We start from the raw sequence: 22,478 nt of genomic DNA on the forward strand, positions 1-22,478 counted from the left end.
ATGGAACTGACAAAGGAAGGCAGCGGAATAGCCGTGTGGCGGGTCTTTTCCATGAGGAGCGCCGTGCCGCGGCGCCAGGTCCACATGACAACGATGAAGGCGGTGGCGATGAGGATCGGAATATAGCCGCCGTCGTGGATCTTGAGCAGGTTGGCACCGAGGAAGATCAGTTCCAGCACAAGCAGCGGCAACAGAACGATCGTTGCGATCGAAGCCGACCAGTTCCAGCGCGTCCGCACGAATTCGAAGGTCATGATTGTGGTGACGACCATCGCGCCGGTGACCGAGATGCCGTAAGCCGTTGCAAGAGCTTCCGACGTCTGGAAGGTGATGACCAGGAACATGACGCCCAGGAAGAGGACCGTGTTGACCGTCGGCAGGAAAATCTGCCCGGTATTGGTCTCCGATGTGAAGAGGATCTCCATGCGCGGCAGGAAGCCGAGGTTGATCCCCTGGCGCACGAGCGAAAAGGCGCCGGTGATGACCGCCTGGCTGGCGATGATGGTTGCAGCCGTCGCCAGTATGACGGCAAAAGGCAGCGCCCACTTCGGGAACATGAGATAGAAGGGCTCGGACATCGCCTGCGGATTGCCGAGGACGAGCGCGCCCTGGCCGAGATAGTTCAGCGCGAGCGACGGGAAGACCAGCGCGAACCAGGCCCACTGGATCGGGCGTCGGCCAAAATGGCCAAGATCGGCGTAAAGCGCTTCGGCGCCGGTCACCGTCAAAAAGACCGCACCCAGAACAATGATGCCGAAGAATCCCTCGTGGAGTAGGAAGCTGACGGCATAATACGGATTGAAGGCTGCCAAGATCCCGTAGTCGTCGGAGATATGCGAAATGCCGGCAATCGCCATGACGATGAACCAGAGCGCGGTGATCGGTCCGAAAAAACGGGCCATGACGCCGGTGCCGTGCGATTGGAAAACGAACAGCACGACAAGAATGGCCGCCGAAATCGGCACGATGTAGGCCGACAGGCTCGGGGCCATCAGCTTAACGCCTTCAACGGCAGACAGAACCGACAGCGCCGGCGTAATCATCGCATCGCCCAGAAACAGAGCCGCACCTGCCATGCCGAGTGTAAGCAGCAATGCGGTGTGCCCGTTCGCCGTCTTCATCAACAGGGCAAGCAGGGAGAGTGTGCCGCCCTCGCCTTCGTTATCGGCGCGCAGCAGCAGAAGGACATATTTGAGGGTGACGATGATCGTCAGTGCCCAGAGCATCAGCGAGATAAGGCTGATGATCTCGAAACGGGTGATCCCATCGTGCGCGATCGGCTTCAGCGCTTCGCGGAATGCGTAGAGCGGGCTGGTACCGATATCTCCATAGACGACGCCGACGGAGCCGAGCGTAAGATAGAAGAGTTTGCGCGGCGTGATGTGGCGATCGTGTGAATGGCTTTCGTCGGACATGAAGTGACAACAGGCTCCTTAGAGCCAGCCTTTCCATCGGAAAAAGAAGAACGGAATGATGGCGGACATCACCATCAGGCCCAGCGAAGAGGGATAGCCCGCGACCCAGTGCAGTTCCGGCATGAATTCGAAATTCATGCCATAAATCGATGCGACAAGGGTGGGCGGCAAGAAGACGACGGATGCGATCGAGAAGATCTTGATGATCGAGTTCTGTTCGATGTTGATGAGGCCGAGCGAGGCGTCGAGGAGGAAGGTGATGTTTCCGGCGATGTAGGATGCATGCTCCGTCAGCGACTGGATATCGCGCGAGACGGTGCGCGACAGTTCCTTCGTCGCCTGGTCCTTCTGAACTGCGGGGATGGTGTAGAAGAAGGTCATGAGGCGTGCGAGCGAGGCGAGGCTGTCGCGCACCTTGCTGACAAGGCGGTGGTGGCCGGCGATATCGCGAAGCTTCACCTCGAGATAGTTCGAGGGCTTGCGGACCTTTCTGGCGCGGTCGCCGAAAACGTGCGTCGAAAGGATATCGATGCGGGCGACCGAGAGTTCGAGAATTTCCGCAGTCCTGTCGGCGATCGTCTCGAGCAGCTTGGCAAGGAGAGCCGCACCGCTGCGCCACTCTTCCGGCACGCGATGAAGGGCGGCGATGAACAGGGCAAAGGATTTCGGATGAGCGTAGCGGATGGTGATCAACCGGTTCCCAACGAGGATGAAGGCAACATCCGTCAGCGTCGGGGCCTCTGTCTCAGCTTTCCAGACGAGCGAAGCCGTCATATAGACCGCATCATTCTCGGTATAGAGGCGTGCGGACGGCTCGATATCCTTCAAATCGTCGCGGGTCGGAACCTCGATGCCGACGATCTTTTCGACGTAGAGTTCCTCCTCACGGGTTGGCTCAAGCAGATCGATCCATACCACATCGTCGGGAAACTTCGCGGCGTGCGATAGGTCACGGATTTCGACCGACTTGCAATTTGAACAATAGGCAGTGATCACCGGGCGTTGCTCCAGCCGCCGGCACGTCCTGCAATGCGTGCGCTTTTCATCGAGAGCCTTTCACTGGAATGGCCGCCGTCACGGCGCCGTACAGGCTAATAGTCTTCGATCTTACCGGACGCGGAAAAAGGTTCATACAACTCCAGCTGCATCCGGTCATAACCCGGCCATGCATTCTGCTCAACCGCATCGCAGTCACCAATCCTTCGATCGACAAGATAACTCCGAACATGCAGGCTGGCCGAAACTTTTCAAGCAAGGGCGGCCATCATCGAGCATCCGCAGAAACCGCCATCATGGCGACGGCGGGCCATATGACGGAAAGCTGTGAAATAATCAAGTCATCTTGGGCGAACTGGGCGATATCACCACATTTCCCCCACGATTTGGGGTATGCGGCGCGCCGAAACAGCTATTCGAAAATCATCGCCGGCGCCTGGCGCTGCGGCTGGCCGCCGAGTTGTTCCCACACCTTCGAAGCGATGTCTCGATAGATGCCAGCAACGATGCCGTTCGGTTCGGACGCGACAAGCGGCGTGCCGGCATCCGAGGTTTCGCGGATACTCACCGTGAGCGGGACCTCGCCGAGGAAGGTCACGCCAATGCGCTCGGCCTCCCTGCGCGCGCCGCCATGGCCGAAGATGTCGTAGCGGGTGCCAGTATCGGGCGCGATGAAATAGCTCATGTTCTCGACGATACCGAGAACCGGGACCTCCACCTTGCGGAACATATTGAGCCCCTTACGGGCATCGATCAATGCAAGGTCCTGCGGCGTGGAGACGATGACGGCGCCAGCGAGCGGCACCTGCTGAGCCATCGTCAGCTGCGCATCGCCGGTACCGGGCGGCATGTCGACGACAAGCACGTCGAGTTCGCCCCAGGCGACTTCGCGCAGCATCTGCAGCAGCGCCGATTGCACCATCGGGCCGCGCCAGATCATCGCAGTTTCCTCATCGACGAGGAAGCCCATCGACATGACCTTGAGGCCGTAGTTCTCCATCGGATTGATGATGCGGCCGTCGACCTGCGTCGGCCGGCCGGAAATCTTCAAAAGGCGCGGCATGGAGGGACCGTAGATGTCGGCGTCGAGAATACCGACACGCAGACCGTTCGCCTGTAGGCCGAGCGCGAGATTGACGGCCGTCGTCGACTTGCCGACGCCACCCTTGCCGGAGGCAACCGCGATGATCGACTTGATGCCGGGAACGCCGATCTTGCCGGCGCGCGGCGGCTGTTGCTGCGGCGCGTGCGCATGGCCGTCATGGCCGTGCCCGGCATTTGCAGCAGGACGGGCGGCAGGTGCGGAGGCAGGGGCCGCTTTCTTGTCCGCGGTCAGCGCCACGAGCGCACCCTTGACGCCGGGCAGTTCCTTGATGACGCGTTCGGCCGCGAGACGCAGCGGCTCAAGCTCCTTGGCTCGCTCGGCCGGAACGGTGATCGAGAAATAGACCTTGCCGTCGGCAATGAAGACATCGGATACCATGCCGAGCTCGACGATATTATGTTCGAGATCGGGACCGCGCACGGTCTTCAGCGTTTCGAGAACTTGTTCCTTGGTGACGTCCGTCATTCCACCCTCACGCATAGTCTTTGAAGAGACGTAGATAGTGGAGGGCTGCGGCTTCGCCAAACGAAATCGGCATCAAGGGCAACGGAAATCGCGCTCTATCGAAAACCGTTGCGGCCATCTGGTCCGCCGGGCTTTCGCCCCGATGGCCGCAACGGTCTGCCCGATACCCGGCGCAATGCAGGCCGAAGTAGAACAATGTGGGGAAATGACCAGAGGAAAAATCACGCCGAACCACGGGGTTGGAGCGACATCACGGAAGCGCCGTTACAAAATGGCAACAACCGCCGCCGGCAACGGATGCGGGAGACATGCATCTACGCTGCCGACGGCGGGTTGCCGATGGCGCCGTTCGTTTTGGCGCTCTTTCAAAGTCCCCTCTGGACCTCTGCGGAATAAGAAGCAAGGCTCGTGCCAGATGATGATCGGCAAGCGCTTCATAAGCCGCTTGGCATGGATCGCACCCGGCTGTATGGCGTGATCGATCAATGCGGGCGACAGCGATGGAATTGCCAAGGATCTTGCGGGAACAGGTGGAGGAGATGCTGGAGGGCCAGCCGCTCGATGGGCTGAAGCGCGCCGCGGCACGCCTTTCCAGCCGCTATCGCCAGGAACTGCGCGACGGCAGTTTCCACATCAGCGATAGCCTTGCTGCCAAGGCTTATCTCGCCGCCAGGCTGCCCGCCACCTATGCCGCGATCCGCGCCGCATATGAAATGATTTCGCAAGCCCGGCCCGATTTCGCCCCTGAGTATTTCGTCGATATCGGGGCTGGTCCAGGCTCGGCACTCTGGGCGGCCACCGACTGCTGGCCGGAGATCAAAAGCGCCGTGATGGTGGAGGCAAGCGATGCGATCCGCAACGTCGGAAGAAGCCTCTCGGGGCGGCTCGACCTTCAGACGGAATGGCTGGATGGCAATCTTATCAAGGCGTTGCCGAAAATTGCGCCCGCCGATCTTGTCACTATCGCCTATGTGCTCGATGAGATAGAGCCGCATCAGATCGACGCGTCGATCGATAAGCTCTGGGCGATGACCCTCGACACGATCGTCATCGTCGAACCGGGAACGCCGTCCGGTTGGGACCGCATCCTCGCCGCGCGTGACCTACTGCTCTCAAAAGGGGCGCATCTGATCGCGCCCTGCCCGCATGCATCGGACTGTCCTCTCGCGCGGCCAGATTGGTGTCATTTTTCGCGCCGGGTCGCCCGCTCGAAAATGCACCGCTTGGTCAAGGATGCGGACGTGCCGTGGGAGGACGAGAAATATATTTTCATCGCCGCAAGCCGTTTTGCGGGCGAGGCTCCCCAGGCCCGCATCATCGCACCGCCTCAGGGCTCGGGCGGAGTGATCCGGCTGAAGCTCTGTCAAAGCGACGGGACGGCGGGCGAGCGCACCTTCTCCAAACGCGACGGCGCCACCTTCAAATGGGCGCGACGGGCGAATTGGGGCGACGAGCCGGAACGCGACGGAGAGTAGCAGCGGACGAAAGACGCGGCGCTGCCCATCTTTTGAGCCAAACTGCCAATATTTTCAGCAGGGTTACTTGATGATGCCGATGCGCAGTGCCTTGGCGACCGCCTGCGTCCGGTTGACCGTGTCGAGGTTCTTCGTTGCGCGGTTCAGGTAGTGGTTGACGGTATGTTCCGAGAGGTTGAGGATATCGGCGATTTCCGCACTGGTCTTTCCCGCCGCCGTCCAGTTCAAGCAATCGATTTCGCGGTCCGTCAGCGCATCCGTCATGCGCGTATCGAGACTGCGGATTTCTGCAAGCCTGTCGAACACATGGATCGAGATATAGGAAAGATCGCGCATCTCTTCCGGCGCGAAGGGCTCGCGATCACCGGCGAACGAGACTGCGCCGCGCATGCCCGATGGCTCGTGCGTCGGGAAAAAGGCGCAGCGCATCATCTTGAAACGCTCGAAAAGCGCCACGGCCATCGCCGTCTTCCCGTCATCCCTCCTATGGCCCTTGGTCACGTCGACGAAAAAGGGAACCGACGACGTGCGCAGGCGGCGTATGACGGGACTGCTCACCAGCAGGTTTTCCTGATCATAAAGCGTCAGCAGTTCGGCCGGCCAGCTGGTGATCACCGTCGCGCTTTGCAGTTCGAATGACGTGACCGGCGGCAGGTTGAGGACCATGAACGCGCGGCTTCGGCACGCTTCCGTCAGGCGCTTCATGAAGCGGAAGATATCGAATTGGGTTTTCAGGCCGGCGATTTCCTGAATGTATCCATCTGCATCGAAAGATGCCCGTGACAGTGCTGTCATCTACCTTTTCGTCTTCTCAAGAGCGGCGGCGCCGTTTCAGATCGATGTGTGCCTGCAAGCCAACCACGCGCCAGCATGAAATCAAAAACAACCTGGCCGAATACAATGGCCGAAGAGACTATTCGTTTTAACAAACTACCGCAGTTGGCGTGATTCGCAGCCAAATCTCAATATCGCACTCATCATAAGTGCGCTCTGCGAGAGCGTCCAGCCGATTGCTTCGCCGCCTAGGCTGCTATCGGCGCGGGCCGAGACGGACGCGCATCGCATCCGCGATGCTTTCCGCCGTCTGCTTTAAGGGTGCAGCCCATTCTTCGAGACGCTCAAGCGTGAGCCTGTAAGCCGGACCGGTGATCGAAACGCCGCCCGTAAAGCTTCCATCCTCCATCCGGATTGGCGCCGCGACGCAGCGGATACCCGGCTCGTGCTCCTCGCGGTCGAAGGCGAAGCCGGCTTTGCGGATTGCCGCCACCTCGGTCAGCAATGCCTCGGCTGAGACCAATGTCTGTGGAGTAAAGCTATGAAAGGAGAGGCTTCGCACCAGCGTCTCCAGCGCGTCATCCGGCAAAATCGAAAGAGCAACCTTGCCGACGCCGGTGCAATAGACGGGCGACGCATTGCCGATCTGGGAATACATGCGAACAGACTGCTGGCCCTCGATCTTGTCGAGGTAGATAATGGAGGTTTCGCGCAGGACGCCGAGATGGACCGTCTCGCCGCTCATCTGCTGCAGGTGCCGCAGGTGCGGTTCGGCAATCAGCCGGAACTCATTCTTCGCCCAGCTTCGCGACGCCAAATCGAGAAGTCGCAGCCCCGGCCCATAGCGGCCGTCTACGTCGAATTCCAAAAGCCCTTCCTCGACGAGATGACCGAGCTGGCGGTGCAGCGTGCCGCGCGGCTGGCCGACGAGCGCGAGAATGTCGGTAAAGCGCATTGGACGTTCGGCATGCGTCACGAGTTCGAGCAGCCCCATCGCCTTACCCAATGTCCCCGTTTTACTTTCTCTCGATATATCTTTTCGTGGAGCCATTGATCGCCTACCGTCGGCCTTGACACGAATGGCAGCGTAATCAGATAATTCCACATAGTCAAATTGAGTTCCGAATAATGGAAAAACGGGAGGATACGGTGACGAGCGTAGTCGCGCAGTTTCCGGAATTCAGGGATCGTTGCGTGCTCGTGACAGGCGGCGGCTCCGGCATCGGCGCCGCGATCGTCGAGGGCTTCGCCCGGCAGGGCGCGAAGGTTTCCTTCATCGACATTGCCGAAGCGGAAAGCCGCGAACTTGCCATGCGGCTTTCCCGCGATTCGGAACATCCGGTGCATTTCTTCAAGGCCGATCTTCGCAATATCGGCGCGATCCGGCAGACGGTTGATGCGGTGGTCGCGCAATCAGGGCCGATCACCGTTCTCGTCAACAATGCTGCCTGGGACGACCGGCATGAATTCGATACGGTGACCGAAGAATACTGGGATAACAACCAGGCGACAAACCTGCGCCATGTCTTCTTCACCGCCCAGGCCGTAGCGCCTTCCATGCGTGCGGCAGGCGGCGGCGCGATCATAAATATGTCGTCGATCGCCTTTCTCCTGAACATGCCGGAATTCCCGGCCTATTCCACGGCCAAGGCCGCCGTGATCGGTCTCACCAAGAGCCTTGCAGGCAAGCTTGGCCCCGACAATATCCGCGTCAACTGCATCTTACCGGGCATGATCGTGACCGAACGGCAGATGAAGCTCTGGCTGACCGAAGAAGGCATTGCGCAGACCATTAAACGGCAGTGCCTGAAGAAGGTCCTGCATGGCGACGCGATCGTCGGCCCTTGTCTGTTTCTTGCATCCGACTGCGCGGCGGCGGTGACGGCGCAGTCCTTGATTGTCGACGGAGGCATTTTCTGATGGCAAATCCCGTTTATGTCGCGGTGGATTGGGGTACGAGCAGTTTCAGGCTCTGGCTGATCGGCAAGGACGGCCGCATTCTCGGCGAACGCCGCAGCGGCGAAGGCATGACGACGGCGGCCAAGACCGGCTTTGCAGATGTCTTGGCGTCGCATCTTGCCGCACTCTCGGTCCCACAGAACGTGCCGGTCATCGCCTGCGGCATGGTCGGCGCCAAGCAGGGCTGGGTCGAGGCGGGCTATATCGGCGTTCCTGCGTCGATCACCTCGCTCCTCACCGGCGCGGATTCCGTTGCGGACCAAAGCCGGGATATCCGTATCCTCCCCGGCCTTGCCCAACGCGACAAGGCATCGCCCGACGTCATGCGCGGAGAGGAAACGCAGCTGCTTGGCGCACTTGGCCCCGACAGCAGGGGATTGCAGGCCGTCTGCATGCCGGGCACGCATTCGAAATGGGTTCATGTTCAGGACGGCGAAGTGATCGGGTTTTCGACCTTCATGACTGGTGAGCTCTTCGACGCGATCAGCAAGCATACAATCCTCTCGCATGCCGTTGCGAGCGCCGAGGCGGCGCAAGCAGACAATTCCGCCTTCAAAGCGGCAGTCTTGGCCGCTTTCAGACAGCCTGCCATGGCGTCGAACCTTCTCTTTACCGCACGCTCGGGCCAGCTTCTTCACGGATTGACGGCGGCCGGTGCACAGGCAAGGATTTCCGGTACTCTGATCGGGCTTGAAATCGCCGGTGCGCTTTTCGACGCACCGAACGATACGCCTGTCACCCTCGTCGCGTCGGGCCGCCTCCAGGGCCTTTATGAAACGGCCTTCAAGTTCTTGTCTCTAAAGTACACCGTCATCGATGCCGACACGGCCGTGCGCCGTGGGCTTTCGGCCGCCGCCGAAGCTATCTGGCCGAATTGAGGAAACTCTCATGATCAACCGCATTGCCTTCCCTTCAATGAAGCGTCCGCTCATCGCCATTCTCCGCGGCATCAAGCCGGAGGAAACCGAAAGCGTCGTCGGCGCGCTGATCGAGAACGGCCTCGTCGCGATCGAAATCCCGCTGAACTCACCCGACCCTTTCAAATCCATCGAGATCGCTGCGAAAATGGCGCCGCCGGAATGCCTGATCGGCGCGGGCACCGTGTTGACGGTCGAAGCTGTCGACAACCTTCACAATGCCGGTGGAAAGCTGCTCGTCACACCGAATGTCGAGCCTGACGTTATCATTCGCGCGCGCAGCTACGGCATGGTGTCGATGCCGGGCGTCTTCACGCCGACCGAGGCGCTCGCCGCCGCCCGCGCCGGGGCAACCGGCCTGAAGTTCTTCCCCGCCAGCGTGCTCGGTCCTTCAGGCATCACGGCGATCCGCGCCATTCTGCCGCCCGAACTGGTGATCGCGGCGGTCGGCGGCGTCTCCGACAAAAATTTCGCGGACTACACGAAAGCGGGCATTCTGGCCTTCGGCCTCGGCACCAGCATTTACAAGCCCGGAATGACGGCCGCAGAGGTTGCCGAGCGCGCCAAGGCCACCATTTACGCCTATGACGCAGCCGTAGGAGCGTAGGCATATGACTGAGATTTATGAGTTCGAGGGCAAGACGCTTTGCAATACCAGTTCGGTACTTGGCGAAGGCCCGACCTACGATCCGGATACCGACACCGTCTGGTGGTTCAATATTCTCGGCAAGGAACTGCACGAACTGAACCTCAGCACCGAAATAAAGAAGGTGCATCCGCTTCCGATGATGGCGAGCGTGCTCGCACGCATCGACGCCAACCGCCAGCTGCTCGCAACCGAAGAAGGGCTTTTCGTCCGCGATATTGGCAGCGGCAATCTGACCTTCTATGCCGCATTCGAAAACGACAACCCGGAAAACCGCTCGAATGACGGCCGCACGCACCCGTCCGGCGCACTGTGGATCAGCACGATGAGCAAGCGGGCGGAACCCCAGGCAGGCGCGATCTATCACGTCGCCGGTGGCAGGGTGACGAAGATCTTCAGCGGCATCAGCATTCCCAATTCGATCTGCTTTTCGCCCGACGGCACGATCGGCTATTACACGGACACGCGCATCAGCCGTCTCATGCGCGTCATGGTCGATCCGCAGACCGGGCTTCCGACGGGCGAGCCGATCGTCATGGTCGACAGCATGGATGATCCCGGCGGCATCGACGGTTCCGTCTGCGATTCGGATGGCTATATCTGGAACGCACGCTGGGGTGCAGGCGTCGTCGACCGGTACAGCCCCGACGGCCTGCGCATCGCCCGTTACAAGGTTCCTGCCGCACAACCCTCGTGCCCGGCCTTTATCGGCGTCAATGCGGACCGGCTGGCGGTGACGACCGCCTGGGAAGGGCTCGACGACACCGCACGCTCCTCGCAGCCTCAAGCTGGTGCGCTGCTGGAGCTTGGTGTGACGGTAAAAGGCGTTTTCGACCCGGTCTACCTGCTCTGAACAACGCGACGCGAACGTTTGAAGAAGCTGAGGGCGAAATGCCTTCAGACCATCTTCATTCCGGTCGGAACACCGTTGCGAGCAAACGGTTTTCGTCTATGACGTTTTTGGCCGGACAGATCACCACCATGGAAAGACTGGCATCGACCAAGCCTGCTCGATGGCCCGTCCAACCGAGGTCCGTCCCCGGCAGGAACGGCGATGAATGCCGCGATGTGGCCGCCCGCACCGAGAAAGCCTCTAATCAATATCGAAAAGCGGCGCGCTTTGTTGTAGCCGTCAAAACCACACGCATTTCGATAGAATTCCGCGAAAATCATCGAACTTTCCGTATTCGTTCCCGGAACTAAAAGCCTATCCAGTCATTTTCCTTTTGAACCGGCACGGAAAAAGACGCCAAAGAACAAAACCGGCGGCCGCGCTTAAGACCAATCGAGGAACACAAAGGTAGGTTCGAAATGACACGCAAACTTCTGACGACCGTTGCCGCTGGCGCCTTGTTTGCCACGGCTTTCGCGCCGGCGGCGTTCTCGCAGACTGCACCGCAGCCGGCCACCCCCGATGCAACCCAGACGGCTCCGGCCGACCCGGCAGCACCAAAGATGCCGGATGCGACCCCTCCGGCTGGCGACGCTCAGGCTCCGGCTCCGGCTCCGTCGACTGATACGGCCGAGGCAGGTGCATACCTGACAGAACAGGGTGCAGACCAGATCAGCGCCAATTCCTATATTGGCCAGTCTGTTTATACCGGCGAGAACGAAAGCATCGGTGAGGTCAACGACCTGATCATGAACAAGGATGGCGGCTTGGTTGCTGCTGTCATCGGTGTCGGCGGCTTCATTGGTATCGGTGAAAAGAACGTTGCAGTGCCGATGGACAAGATCACCGCTGCCCAGAACACGCAGGACGGCAGCCTCAAGCTGACGACCTCGGAGACGGCAGAGTCTCTGAAGGCCGCTCCGGAATTCAAGACCCTGCAGGCTCTGGCCGCTGAAAAGGCTCCGGCGCCTTCGGGCACGATGCCGTCAGACCCGACAGCTACGGGTTCGACCAATAAATAATCCCGCGCGGTGCGTATAGTGTAGGCGGCGGTGCCCCAATCGGGCGCCGCCGTTTTCGATAGAGAGGATCAAAAGCGCAAGGCGTCAACGTCAGGTGCTTGAGCAAAAGGATCATGGCGCAAGGCGGGACAGATTGCGACGTCTGCCGGCGTTGCGCAGGCCTCAGGCCGACACGCGATCAATCGCGGCCGAGTCGTAATAGTTTTCGTGGAGGAAGCGCAATGTGGCTATGCCATCGGCGGGCTTGCCGAAATGGTAGCCCTGCCCCATGCCGCAGCCGAGCGACCGCAGCTTCACGGCCTCCGAATAATCCTCGATGCCCTCGGCAACCACTTCGAGATCTAGGCCTTCGCACATCGTCAGGATCGCCTTGATGATATGCTCGGAGGCGCGGTCTGAATTGATGCGCGAGACGAAGGCGCGGTCGATCTTCACCTTGTCGAAGATGAAGTCGCGAAGGCGCCCGAGGCTCGATTGACCGGTGCCGAAATCGTCGAGCGAGATACGCACGCCTGCCTGCCGAAGATCGGAAAGGATGCGGTGGGCGTTATCGGTGGACCTCATGACCGCCGTTTCGGTGATTTCCAACTCCAAACGGTGCGGGTCTAAGCCGACGCGGCCGAGAATGGAGAGCACGTTGCTGCTTGTGCCTGGATCCATGAGCTGGGCGGAGGACAGGTTAAACGACAGGAATAGCTCGCGCGGCCAGGAGAGTGCCGCTTCGGCAGCCTTTCGAAGCAAGGTTTCCGACAGCGCGTCGATGAAGCCGCGCTCTTCGGCGAGCGGCACGAAAACGCCCGGCGAAACAAAGCCGAGGTCCGTATCGTTCCAGCGCGCCAGGGCCTCGAAGCCGACCACCTGATTGTTCGACAAAGAGACGATCGGCTGGAAATGCACGTCGATGGCGTCTGAGATGATAGCATTTCGAAGCGCCTGCTCGAGCTGTGTTGCGCGCTTCATCTCCTGCGCGATCTCGCGCGAATAGACAGTGATCTGGCTGCGGCCGCGGCGCTTCGAGCGATAGAGAGCGGTTTCAGCGCTTTTCAAAAGCTCCTCGAACTCCGCACCGGCGAAAGGATAGATGGCAAAGCCGAAGGAGGCGGAAAGCCGCACGTTGCGGTCGCCGAGATCATAAGGCGCCGACAGCACCTCACGGATCATCTGGCCGAACTTTTCAGCGCTTGCACGCTCGAAGATCAGCGGCAGCACGAAAGCGAATTCGTCGCCGTCGTGGCGGGTGACCAGCGCGCCATCCGGTATACATGCCTTCAGGCGGTGGGCGACCTGGCAGAGAATTTCGTCGCCGGCTGCAGAGCCGAAAAGATCGTTGATCGGCTTGAAGGAATCGAGGTTGGCGATGCCGATGGTGAAGGGAGCCGGATCGCTTGCGCGTTCCGTGGAAATCTGACTGACCCTGTCGCGCATGCGATGGCGGTTGCCGAGCCCGGTCAGCGGATCGGTGTAAGCCATGGCCTGAAGCTCATTCTGGCTCACAGGCAAGAAGGGTATGTCCGCCGGCTTCATTATTCAACCTGAGATTTCGTCACTCCCTCCCGGAAGAATGGCGGGCAAGTCTTAACAAACCGATAGTAAACCGGCTCCGTTCGGCCCAGATGATGCCCCAGATTTGAGGAGTTGACGGCGCTCAGACGTGCGCCCGCAGCGGCTCGGCAGCGAGATGCTTCTGGAACAGCGTTTCCAGTATGTCCGGACTGACCGGCTTCATGATGACGTCATCCATGCCGGCCTTCGCGCATTCGGCGCGATCCCGCTCGAATGCCTGCGTCAGGACGCCGACGATCGGCGTCTTATGCGGGTGGTTGTCTTCCATCTGGCGGATCATGCGCGCCGCCTCGAAACCGTTCAATCCCGGCAGTGAAATGTCCATCAGCACGATTTGCGGCCTGTATTCCGCCCAGAGGCGCACTGCTTCGTCGCCGCTGGCTGCGATCAGGTAGCGGTAACCCAGTCCTTCCAGTATCTGGGAAAAGACAATCTGGTTGATGTCGTTGTCTTCCGCCACAAGCACCTCCAGGAAATCCATCTCGGAAGACGTATTGATTTCCCAGTCGGCCTCGCCTTCCGGTGCGGTGCGGTTGTTGCGATTGAAGTGGCGGGCGATCTGGAAGGTAAGCTCGTTGGCAAGCTGGAAACCATCCATGACCAGCGCCGGGATGCCGTATTGTCCGGCAAGTTCCAGGCAGCGCATGCCCATCTGATTGTCGACGATCAGAAGATCCAGCGCGATGCCGGACGAGGTTGCGATCTCCAGGAAGCGCTCTTCTTCGTCTTCGCCGCGAACGGAGCAGGCCTCGAAGCCGTATTTCGCAAGCGTGCGGAGGGCGGCGGTTTCAGCTGCGAGGTCGCCTGTGACGACGAGGATCTTGCGGCCGGAGAAATTCTCCGGAACGATCGTTTCCATCGGGGCCGGCGGCCGGCGCTCGTGATCGCCATTCAGCGGCACATAGGCGCGGCGATAGGATTGACTGCTGGAGGTGGTGACGGACGTTGCCTGGTCGAATTCGTCGAGATCGGCGCCGTCGCGCGGCAGATCCTGCATCGTGGATACGATAAAGTAGCGTCCCGGCTTGCCGATGCGATGCTTGCGGCTGACGATGTCGCGCTCCGAACCGTCGCGGGCGACCTGTCGCTGCCGCACGACGGACATCTCGCCGGTTTCCAGAACATGCCGGTCGCTCTCCTCGAAGCGCTTGGCAACTTCGGGCGAGAAGAGATCCCCGCTCTTGCGGCCGAGCACCTCCTCGACACTCGTCTGGTATTTCTCGCAGAAGGCGATGTTGACGGCGACGTAGGTGAGGTTGCGATCCTTGACGAAGAGCGGGAACGGCAGATTGTCGAGTATGTCCTCGGTCAGCTGCACACGTTCGAGATCGGCGCGCCACTGCTCCTCACGCTTCTTCTCCTCCGAAATATTGGAAATGATCGATACGCAATAGCCGCTCGGCAGACGACGCTTGACCAGGCGGATCCAGCGGTCGCTGCCATGGCGCTCGACGACTTCGAAGCGCTCGCGCCAATGCGAGGCAATCTTCTGGGACAGCCAATCCTCGCGACCGAGCGGTATGCCCGGCTGCCTGGCCGCATATTGCTGACGCACGCCGGTGTCGTAGACGGCGCCGAGAAAATCGCGAAGCCGGGTTCCAGGCTTCAACATCACGGACGAAATCGGGAAGAAATCGAGCACCTGGCGGCTCGCGAAGATCATCTGATCGTTCTTGTCGTAGATGATGAGGGCGGCCGAAAGGCCGTCCGAAAAGGCATCGAAGAGCGCAGCCTGCAGGTCGATTTCGGCCGGCATCTCATCGCTCACGGATGATGCGTCCGCCTTTTCGAAGCCGGCACTCATTCCTTCACGTCCCACATCTGTCCGATTTCATAGCACTGTCTGGTTGTGTACGATCAAAATGCCAGCTTTCTCCTAACGGCGGCTTAACGTTAAGCACCGCAATTCACGGGGAAAACAATAGTCCACGGGCGCAGCGTTTTCGCCCTTCCCTCGGACCCGCGAATCCACGAAAATGGCGCATGGTCATCAGACAACTCTCCGAAACGCTCATCAACCAGATCGCCGCCGGCGAAGTCATCGAACGCCCGGCGAGCGCGGCGAAGGAGCTGATCGAAAATGCACTGGATGCCGGCGCGACCCGTATCGAGATCGCCACGTCCGGCGGCGGCAAAGGCTTACTGCGGGTCAGCGACAACGGCTCCGGCATGGATGCAGCAGATCTCGAACTTGCCGTGAAGCGGCATTGTACCTCGAAGATTTCCACGACCCTTGACGACATCCGCACGCTCGGCTTTCGTGGCGAAGCGCTGCCTTCGATCGGGTCCGTGGCGAAGCTCAGTATTTCCAGCCGCCGCAAGGATAGTGCGGGCGGCACCGAGATTGCCGTCGCGGGCGGCAAGATCCTGCATCTGAGGCCCTCGGCTTCCAATCCGGGCACGATCGTCGAAGTGCGCGATCTCTTTTTCGCAACACCTGCGCGACTGAAGTTCCTTAAGACAGAGAAGGCGGAAGCGGCGGCTATTACGGAAGTCGTCAAGCGCATGGCGATCGCCTTTCCCGGCGTGCGCTTCGTCCTGTCCGGCACCGATCGCAGCACGCTCGAATTTCCGGCAACCGGAGAGGATCATTTGGCGCGCATGGCGCAGGTGCTCGGCAAGGAATTCCGCGATAACGCAATCGAACTCGACGCCGAGCGCGAAGGCATCGCTCTCACCGGCTTTGCCGGCGTACCGACCTTCAACCGCGGCAACTCCGCCCATCAATATGCCTTCGTCAACGGCCGGCCGGTCCAGGACAAACTGATCCTTTCGGCGATCCGCGGCGCCTATGCCGAGACGATCCCGGCCGGACGCTATCCGGTGGCTGTCTTGTCGCTGTCGCTCGATCCGGCGCTGGTGGATGTCAACGTGCATCCGGCCAAGTCGGACGTACGCTTCCGCGATCCGGGCCTCGTGCGCGGGTTGATCGTCGGCGCGGTGCGCGAGGCGCTGGCGCGTGACGGAAGCCGGGCGGCAACGACCGGCGCGGACGGTATGCTGCGCTCCTTCAGGTCGGGTTTCCAGCCGGGTTACCAGCGGCCAGCGCAAGGCGCATGGTCGGCCGGGACGTCCCCATCGCGCCCGTTTCAGACGGCAAACGGCGGCTTTGGCGCAAGGCCGCAGGCGTCCTTCGACGGACTGAGCATGCCGGCTGCGCGCGCCGAACCGCAGGCGCAGCCATGGCAGCAGTCGCGATCAGCCGAAGAACCGCCGCCGCGTTACCCGCTCGGCGCTGCGCGCGCACAGATCCACGAGAACTACATCGTCGCGCAGACGGATGACGGGCTTGTCATCGTCGACCAGCACGCCGCACATGAGCGGCTGGTCTTCGAGGCAATGCGAAAGGCGCTGCAATCGACACAACTGCCATCACAGGTGCTGCTGATCCCGGAAATCGTCGACCTGCCGGAAGAGGATTGCGACCGGCTGATGATGCATGCCGAAGGCCTCAAGGGGCTTGGGCTTGCAATCGAGCGCTTCGGGCCGGGGGCGATTGCCGTACGCGAAACGCCGGCCATGCTCGGCGAGGTCGATGCGCAGGGCCTCATCCGACAGCTTGCCGACGAGATTGCCGAATGGGATACGGCCTCCGGCCTTTCGGCCAAGCTCGAATATGTCGCCGCGACCATGGCCTGCCACGGCTCGGTGCGCTCCGGCCGCAGGCTCCGGCCGGAGGAAATGAATGCGCTGCTTCGGCAGATGGAAATGACGCCGGGCTCCGGCCAGTGCAATCACGGGCGACCGACCTATATCGAACTGAAGCTGTCGGATATCGAGCGGCTGTTCGGACGCAGCTGAAAACGCTGGCAATAATGCCTTCGCCGCGATATTGGCAGTCGAAGGCAATAGGGAACGGAGCAGGATGAACTTGTTTGAAGGAAACGGAAACCGCGAGGCGAAGATCCGCTATCTCGATGCAGATTTCCAGATCCTGTCGCCGGGTTCCTATGTCATCTGCGCCATGACCGGCAAGCATATCCCGCTCGACGAGCTGCGCTACTGGAGCGTTGCCCGCCAGGAACCCTATGCCGACGTCGTTTCTTCGCTCGAAGCCGACAAGCGCGCCGGCGTTCTGCCGAACCAGAAGCGCTGATCCAGGAAACGCTTGAGAATGAGCGCCCGCTGCCGAGAGACGCGGGAAACGACGCATCGCCGCACGCGGGCAGCACGCTCCGGCTTCGAGGCCATCTGGCGAACGCGGTGATCGTTGACGGACCGCAACCTCATCCGGACTTCCGGCTTTTACTCAGCCGCCGCTCCCGGCAGGCCTCCATGGCACGATCGATGATGAGGCCGGGTGCCTGCGGGTCTTCGAACGCCATTTCGACTTCGATGACCCGGCATTTGGCGGCGAGTTCCTCCGCTTTGCCATGGTGGCCGGCAAGCCGCACGAAATCCTTCGAGGTGGTGACGATCAGCAGGTCGTCGCGTTTGGCGGTCGACAGCAGGTCAGCCATCTCATCGTCGCTCAGGTGTTCGTGGTCGCCGAAGGATCTGCCGATTGCGATTTCGGCGCCCAGTGATTCCACCGTCCGGAAGAACTTGCCCGGATCGGCAATGCCTGCAAAAGCCAGCACCTTCCGGCCGGCGAGGTCGTTTTCTCCACAAACCTTCAGCGATGCGGTGAAGTAGGGTTTCGCGGCACGGGCAGCCATGCGTACGATCGCATCGGCGGCATTGCCCTTTCCCACTTTCAGGAGCGCGCTGGCATAGCGCATCTGCACGGAGATCGGCGCGCGCACGGGACCGCCCGGCACCGTATGCCCATTGCCCAGGCCGCGCGTCGTGTCGATGACGAGCAGAGCATAGTCGATCGCCAGCCGCGCGCTCTGGAAACCATCATCCATGATGATGAGGTCGGCCCCTTCCCTGACGAGCCGTTCGGCGCCTTCGATGCGGCGGCGCGAAACGACGGTCATCGCCTCGCGGGCAAGCAGCAGCGGCTCGTCGCCAACGGCAACGGCGCGATGATGAGCGGGATCGACAACGACGGTGACGTCCAGGGAGCCGCCATAGCCACGGCTCAAGAAGCCGGGCCGCAGCCCCTTGGCCTTGGCGGCCCGAGCGATCGTCAGCGCTGTCGGCGTCTTGCCGGCGCCGCCTACGGTGAAATTGCCGATGCAAATGACGGGAACGAGAACGGAAGCGCGGCGCGCATGCGTCATGCGATAGCCGGCGATCCGTCCATAGAGGAAGGAAAAGGGCGAGAGCGCCCACGCCCGCCAATCAGCTTTCGTCCACCAAAACGGCGGCGCTTCGGATACCATAACTGCCGCCCTATGCTCCTCCGGTGCCTTGCGGGCCACCGGCCACCCCCTCGACTGGCGGAAAGAAAGGGCAAAATTGCAGAAAAAGCAAGCTTTTGCTCCCGACCGTCCTCATTCCCGGGCTTATCACAAGCATCAAGCCACGGTGCGTATGCGCCGTAAATGAAACAACGACATCGGAAAAGAGTCTTCCGCGCCATCGACATGGCGCGGCTGGACGCGCACAGAGATCAGGGAGAGTAAGGGAGTGCCGTCGCGGCAAGAATGATTGGCGGCGCGTAGTGGGCAATCATGCCAATTGCAGGTCCGGCAACAGGCCTTCGAGTTCGGTGATATCGTTGAGGCAATAGTCGGATGCGGCAGCCAACGATTCCCGCGAGCCGGTGCCCGTCAGCACGGCGATCTTGAGGCCGGCCTCGGCATTGTGGCCCATGTGCAGGTCGTGATTGTTGTCGCCGACGACCGCCGCTTGCGCCGGCTCCAGCCCGGTCGCCTTGCAGAAGCCGAGAACCATTCCAGCGTCCGGCTTGATGCCGAAGCCGCTGGCCTCACCGGCCATGCAGCTCACGCACTCGGCGAGCCCGAAGCGCTGAGCGGTCCGGCGGCACGCGCGCCCGGTGGCGCCGCACGCGCCGCCGCGCTTGGCACCGCGGCGGGGCGGCGCGCGGAAGAAGGCGGCAAGATCGGTGACCGGTACGGAAAAGTCGGCGGCATGGGAAAAGAGAGCGTCGAGCTTGATCGTCAGTTCAATGACATCGACCCTGGAACCCGCCGCGACCAGCCCCTCGGCGATCTGCCGGGTATTGCCGGCAGCCAGCAGACTGTCGGGCACGATATGGCCGGTCACCGGGTCCATCCCGGTCGCCAGCAACAGATGGTCGGCTAGCGCCGGATCGCCTTGCGAGGCGATGCGCGCCAATTCACGGTTCACCGGCAGCCAGCTCTCATCATAATCGAGCAGGGTGCCGTCCTTGTCGAAGAGGATGCCCTTGATTTGCGCAGCCGTCATCTTTTTCATCAGCCCTCTGCCACCGACCTCGGCAGCAGTCTTGCCTTCACCGTCAGCGGATTGATGTAAGGCTCGAGAGACTTCACCGTCGCCGTCAGCGCGCCGCGCATTTCCTGCACGGTCATGACGCCGGCCTCGATCATACTACGCCGCGCCTCGCCGTTGATGAGCAGATAATGCACCCCCTTGGCCAGCATCTCGGTATCGCGCACCATGCGGGCGCTGCCGCGGCGGGCAAGCTTCTGATAGGCGTCGCGGAAGTTCTGGACATTGCTGCCGGAAAGTACAGCGCAGCCCAGCATGGCGGGTTCGAGCGGATTTTGTCCGCCTTCGGCAAAGAGCGAACGGCCGACGAAGGCGACTTCCGTCATCCGCAGGTAAAGACCCATTTCGCCGATCGTATCGCCGAGGAAGATATCGACATCCGGCGAGAGTAGGTCATCGCGCGTGCGGCGAGCAACCTTGAGGCCCTGCTTGACGAGCATTTCTTCGATCTCGTCGGAGCGCTCGGGATGGCGCGGCACGATGATCGTCAGCTGGCCGTTGCGCTCCTTCAGTGTGCGATGAACAACCGCCGCGGCATTTTCCTCGCCGTCGAAAGTCGAGATCGCAGCCCAAGTCTTGCGATCGCCGATCTGCTTCTTATAGCGGGCGAGTACGGATGCGTCATAAGGAGGTGCATCCGTATCGACCTTGAGATTGCCGGAGGTCGTCACGTGCCTTGCCCCGAGATCGCGAAAACGCTCGGCATCGATGTCCGACTGCGCGATCACAAGCGCGAGGTTCTCGAACAGCGCCTCGGCAATGGCCGTTCGACGCTGCCAGCGCGCGAAGGAGCGATCCGACATGCGCGCATTGACGAGGATCTGCGGAATGCGGCGGCGGCCGAGTTCCATGACGGTCGCCGGCCAGATTTCCGACTCTGCAATGATGGCGCAATCCGGCTGCCAGTATTCGAGGAAGCGGCTGACGGCGGGCTTCAGGTCGAGCGGTACATATTGATGGATCGCCTCATTGCCCATGCGCTCGGCGGCGAGCCTTGCCGAGGTGATCGTGCCCGTCGTCAGGATCACATGAATGTCGCGGCGGCGGATTTCGCGGATAAGCGGAATGACGGCGTTGGTCTCACCGACACTCGCAGCATGAAACCAGACAAGCGGACCCTGCGGCCGGTTTGCGCTGGCATAGCCAAAGCGCTCCGTGCGGCGCGCACGCTCTTCCTTGCCCTTGGCGGTCCGGTAGGCGAGATAGGCGCCGACGATCGGAGAGGCGATGACCCCTGCCGTCCTATAGACGCCCAGCGCGAACCGCGCTCTTGGCGAACTCATTTAAAATGCCTCCGATCAGCGATGATCGACATCAAACCCATTCCCCAATTATTGTTGCCGCCGGAATGACCGAGTAATTTGTTCAGAATGCGTCAATCGCCTGTGGCGCGTATCTAACGATGCGCAAAGACGGCCCTGCCGAATGGAGCGGCATCGGGCGCGTAAGATGCTGAGAAATTATTTATTTCCAGCCTTGTCCTGCGGATCGAGCAAGCGATGCATATGGACGATGAAGTAACGCATATGTGCGTTGTCCACGGTCGACTGCGCCTTGGCCTTCCAGGCCCCTAGCGCCGAGGCGTAATCCGGAAAAATACCGACAATATCGAGATCATTCAGATCCCGGAACTGAACATCGGTCAGGCTTTCCAGTTCTCCGCCAAATACGAGATGCAAGAGCTGCTTTTTGCCGCCAGATTCCGTCATTTTCTTCTCTTTCTCTACTGGTCTCCTCCGCGCTTTCATCTGCGGGATTTTGACGCAAACGTCAACTGCTTCGTATTTCAGCAAGCCCTTCGAGAAACTCCGCAACGCGAGGGCCGGCAGCGCCGCAAAGCTCGGCATGACTAACCTCAGAACGGTTATAGAGGACCGAGCGTCCATCGAGATCGGTCAGCCGGCCGCCGGCGCGTTCGAGGATGAGATCGGCTGCCGCAAGATCCCAATCATGCGAATTGCGCTTGACGAAGGTACCTTCAAGACGGCCGTCCGCGACCATCGCGATGCGATAGGCGAGCGAGGGCACATGCTTCACCCTTTCGATCTTCCGCCGGAAGGGATCGGGGAACGCCTTCAGGATGTCTTCGCCGATCGCAAAACGACTGACGGTATCCGGTCCGTTGGCCGATACGGCAATGGGCTCGCCATTTTTCATCGCGGCACCGCCTTCGACCGCCTCGAAAAGCTCGTCGAGGGCGGGAGCATAGAGAACTCCGGCAACCGGCCTGCCGCGATGGACGACGGCGACGCTGACGCACCAGAGATCCAAGCCGCCGAGGAAGGCGCGCGTGCCGTCGATCGGATCAATGACGAAAAGCGTCTCGGCCGACAGACGGGCGGCGCTGTCCTCGGTCTCTTCGGAAAGCCAGCCGTAATCCGGCCTGGCGAGGCGCAGGATGGATTCCAGCTTTTCGTTGGCGGCGAAATCGGCAGCGCTGACGGGCGAGCGGCCTCCATTTTTCCACCAGACCTCCGGCGACTGATTGAAGAAACCGAGAGCAACATCACCCGCCTGCTTTGCGGCATCGGCGATCAATTCGAGATCGCTTTGCCAGCGGGCCGTTCGAACGTCACACATTGCATCAATCCAATTCCAACAAGGTCAGGGCGCTCTAGCGTCCCGCAAGCGTCATTCCCTCGATCGCCAGCGTGGGGGCCGCTACGCCATACTTGCGATCGATGTCGTTTGCGGGCGTCACACGCATGAACATCTCCTTGAGGTTCGAGGCGATCGTCACTTCGGAGACAGGGAATGTCAGTTCGCCGTTTTCGATCCAGAAGCCGGTCGCGCCGCGGCTATACTCGCCTGTGAGCATGTTGACACCCTGGCCGATAAGCTCAGTTACGTAGAAGCCGTTCCCGACGCTCCGGATCAACTCTTCCGGCGAGATATCCCCCGGTTCCAGCGCGAGGTTCGTCGAAG

At 60.9% G+C, this 22,478-nt stretch carries 22 protein-coding genes; 8 read left to right on the forward strand and 14 right to left on the reverse strand.

The window, feature by feature from the left end:
* From C9413_RS07940 to apbC, 3 genes are all read right to left on the reverse strand, one after another.
* Nucleotides 1-1,415, reverse strand: a 1,415-nt coding sequence (locus C9413_RS07940; RefSeq protein ID WP_170250335.1) for a KUP/HAK/KT family potassium transporter, incomplete at its 3' end; no start/stop codon positions are given.
* Nucleotides 1,416-1,433: 18 nt separating this feature from the next.
* Nucleotides 1,434-2,411, reverse strand: coding sequence for a magnesium transporter CorA family protein (locus tag C9413_RS07945; protein ID WP_039844128.1), 978 nt, complete (start codon nucleotides 2,409-2,411; stop codon nucleotides 1,434-1,436).
* Between the two features lie 412 nt (nucleotides 2,412-2,823).
* Nucleotides 2,824-3,981, reverse strand: a complete 1,158-nt coding sequence (apbC, locus tag C9413_RS07950; RefSeq protein ID WP_039844127.1) for an iron-sulfur cluster carrier protein ApbC — start codon at nucleotides 3,979-3,981, stop codon at nucleotides 2,824-2,826.
* Nucleotides 3,982-4,481: 500 nt separating this feature from the next.
* On the opposite strand from apbC, the gene C9413_RS07955 reads away from it, so the two are divergent.
* The gene (locus C9413_RS07955) at nucleotides 4,482-5,456 is read left to right on the forward strand and encodes a small ribosomal subunit Rsm22 family protein (protein ID WP_039844126.1); all 975 of its coding nucleotides are present in this window, start codon (nucleotides 4,482-4,484) and stop codon (nucleotides 5,454-5,456) included.
* A gap of 63 nt (nucleotides 5,457-5,519) precedes the next feature.
* On the opposite strand, the gene C9413_RS07960 is transcribed toward C9413_RS07955, so the two are convergent.
* Together C9413_RS07960 and C9413_RS07965 are read right to left on the reverse strand one after the other, a co-directional pair.
* Nucleotides 5,520-6,251 (reverse strand): LuxR family transcriptional regulator, encoded by a 732-nt coding sequence (locus C9413_RS07960; RefSeq protein WP_170250336.1) that lies wholly within the window; start codon nucleotides 6,249-6,251, stop codon nucleotides 5,520-5,522.
* Between the two features lie 235 nt (nucleotides 6,252-6,486).
* The gene (locus C9413_RS07965) at nucleotides 6,487-7,281 is read right to left on the reverse strand and encodes an IclR family transcriptional regulator (RefSeq protein ID WP_039844124.1); all 795 of its coding nucleotides are present in this window, start codon (nucleotides 7,279-7,281) and stop codon (nucleotides 6,487-6,489) included.
* 98 nt (nucleotides 7,282-7,379) lie between these two features.
* Between C9413_RS07965 and C9413_RS07970 the strand changes: the two genes are divergently transcribed.
* Genes C9413_RS07970 through C9413_RS07985 form a run of 4 tightly spaced genes read left to right on the forward strand, consistent with a single transcriptional unit; the run spans nucleotide 7,380 to nucleotide 10,605 of the window.
* On the forward strand, nucleotides 7,380-8,150 hold the full coding sequence (locus C9413_RS07970; protein WP_039846645.1) for an SDR family oxidoreductase: 771 nt from the start codon (nucleotides 7,380-7,382) through the stop codon (nucleotides 8,148-8,150).
* Entirely contained in the window at nucleotides 8,150-9,067 is a 918-nt protein-coding gene (locus tag C9413_RS07975) for a 2-dehydro-3-deoxygalactonokinase (RefSeq protein ID WP_170250338.1), read from the forward strand. The genes C9413_RS07970 and C9413_RS07975 overlap by 1 nt, the downstream gene beginning before the upstream one ends.
* 13 nt (nucleotides 9,068-9,080) lie before the next feature.
* Nucleotides 9,081-9,713: a 2-dehydro-3-deoxy-6-phosphogalactonate aldolase gene (locus tag C9413_RS07980; RefSeq protein ID WP_039846644.1), complete on the forward strand. Its 633-nt coding sequence runs from the start codon at nucleotides 9,081-9,083 to the stop codon at nucleotides 9,711-9,713.
* 4 nt (nucleotides 9,714-9,717) lie between these two features.
* A complete protein-coding gene (locus tag C9413_RS07985; RefSeq protein ID WP_039844122.1) occupies nucleotides 9,718-10,605 on the forward strand; it encodes an SMP-30/gluconolactonase/LRE family protein in 888 nt (295 codons plus the stop codon).
* 44 nt (nucleotides 10,606-10,649) lie between these two features.
* Here C9413_RS07985 and C9413_RS07990 read toward each other — a convergent pair whose 3' ends face one another.
* Nucleotides 10,650-10,925, reverse strand: coding sequence for a hypothetical protein (locus C9413_RS07990; RefSeq protein WP_039844121.1), 276 nt, complete (start codon nucleotides 10,923-10,925; stop codon nucleotides 10,650-10,652).
* Nucleotides 10,926-11,063: 138 nt separating this feature from the next.
* Here C9413_RS07990 and C9413_RS07995 point away from each other — a divergent pair, with 138 nt between their 5' ends.
* Nucleotides 11,064-11,666: a PRC-barrel domain-containing protein gene (locus C9413_RS07995; RefSeq protein WP_039844120.1), complete on the forward strand. Its 603-nt coding sequence runs from the start codon at nucleotides 11,064-11,066 to the stop codon at nucleotides 11,664-11,666.
* 162 nt (nucleotides 11,667-11,828) lie between these two features.
* On the opposite strand, the gene C9413_RS08000 is transcribed toward C9413_RS07995, so the two are convergent.
* Together C9413_RS08000 and C9413_RS08005 are read right to left on the reverse strand one after the other, a co-directional pair.
* Nucleotides 11,829-13,193 carry an EAL domain-containing protein gene (locus C9413_RS08000; RefSeq protein WP_170250340.1) on the reverse strand — a complete coding sequence of 455 codons (1,365 nt, stop codon included), beginning with the start codon at nucleotides 13,191-13,193 and terminating at the stop codon, nucleotides 11,829-11,831.
* Nucleotides 13,194-13,311: 118 nt separating this feature from the next.
* Nucleotides 13,312-15,033, reverse strand: a complete 1,722-nt coding sequence (locus tag C9413_RS08005; protein WP_039844118.1) for a response regulator — start codon at nucleotides 15,031-15,033, stop codon at nucleotides 13,312-13,314.
* Nucleotides 15,034-15,212: 179 nt separating this feature from the next.
* Between C9413_RS08005 and mutL the strand changes: the two genes are divergently transcribed.
* Nucleotides 15,213-17,030 carry a DNA mismatch repair endonuclease MutL gene (gene mutL / locus C9413_RS08010; RefSeq protein ID WP_039844117.1) on the forward strand — a complete coding sequence of 606 codons (1,818 nt, stop codon included), beginning with the start codon at nucleotides 15,213-15,215 and terminating at the stop codon, nucleotides 17,028-17,030.
* A gap of 64 nt (nucleotides 17,031-17,094) precedes the next feature.
* A complete protein-coding gene (locus C9413_RS08015) occupies nucleotides 17,095-17,325 on the forward strand; it encodes a DUF2093 domain-containing protein (protein ID WP_022716573.1) in 231 nt (76 codons plus the stop codon).
* Between the two features lie 130 nt (nucleotides 17,326-17,455).
* Here C9413_RS08015 and lpxK read toward each other — a convergent pair whose 3' ends face one another.
* From lpxK to C9413_RS08045, 6 genes are all read right to left on the reverse strand, one after another.
* The gene (gene lpxK / locus C9413_RS08020) at nucleotides 17,456-18,499 is read right to left on the reverse strand and encodes a tetraacyldisaccharide 4'-kinase (RefSeq protein WP_170250339.1); all 1,044 of its coding nucleotides are present in this window, start codon (nucleotides 18,497-18,499) and stop codon (nucleotides 17,456-17,458) included.
* Nucleotides 18,500-18,788: 289 nt separating this feature from the next.
* Nucleotides 18,789-19,508: an HAD family hydrolase gene (locus tag C9413_RS08025; RefSeq protein WP_170250341.1), complete on the reverse strand. Its 720-nt coding sequence runs from the start codon at nucleotides 19,506-19,508 to the stop codon at nucleotides 18,789-18,791.
* A gap of 8 nt (nucleotides 19,509-19,516) precedes the next feature.
* A complete protein-coding gene (gene waaA, locus C9413_RS08030; protein ID WP_039844114.1) occupies nucleotides 19,517-20,836 on the reverse strand; it encodes a lipid IV(A) 3-deoxy-D-manno-octulosonic acid transferase in 1,320 nt (439 codons plus the stop codon).
* Nucleotides 20,837-21,013: 177 nt separating this feature from the next.
* Complete coding sequence (locus C9413_RS08035) at nucleotides 21,014-21,262, reverse strand: DUF4170 domain-containing protein (RefSeq protein WP_039844113.1); 249 nt, start codon at nucleotides 21,260-21,262, stop codon at nucleotides 21,014-21,016.
* 61 nt (nucleotides 21,263-21,323) lie between these two features.
* Nucleotides 21,324-22,133: a 3'(2'),5'-bisphosphate nucleotidase CysQ gene (locus C9413_RS08040; RefSeq protein WP_039844112.1), complete on the reverse strand. Its 810-nt coding sequence runs from the start codon at nucleotides 22,131-22,133 to the stop codon at nucleotides 21,324-21,326.
* 34 nt (nucleotides 22,134-22,167) lie between these two features.
* Nucleotides 22,168-22,478, reverse strand: a 311-nt coding sequence (locus C9413_RS08045) for a metallopeptidase TldD-related protein (protein WP_246703714.1), incomplete at its 5' end; no start/stop codon positions are given.

Source organism: Rhizobium sp. SEMIA 4085, assembly GCF_013004495.1.
Classification (GTDB): domain Bacteria; phylum Pseudomonadota; class Alphaproteobacteria; order Rhizobiales; family Rhizobiaceae; genus Rhizobium; species Rhizobium gallicum.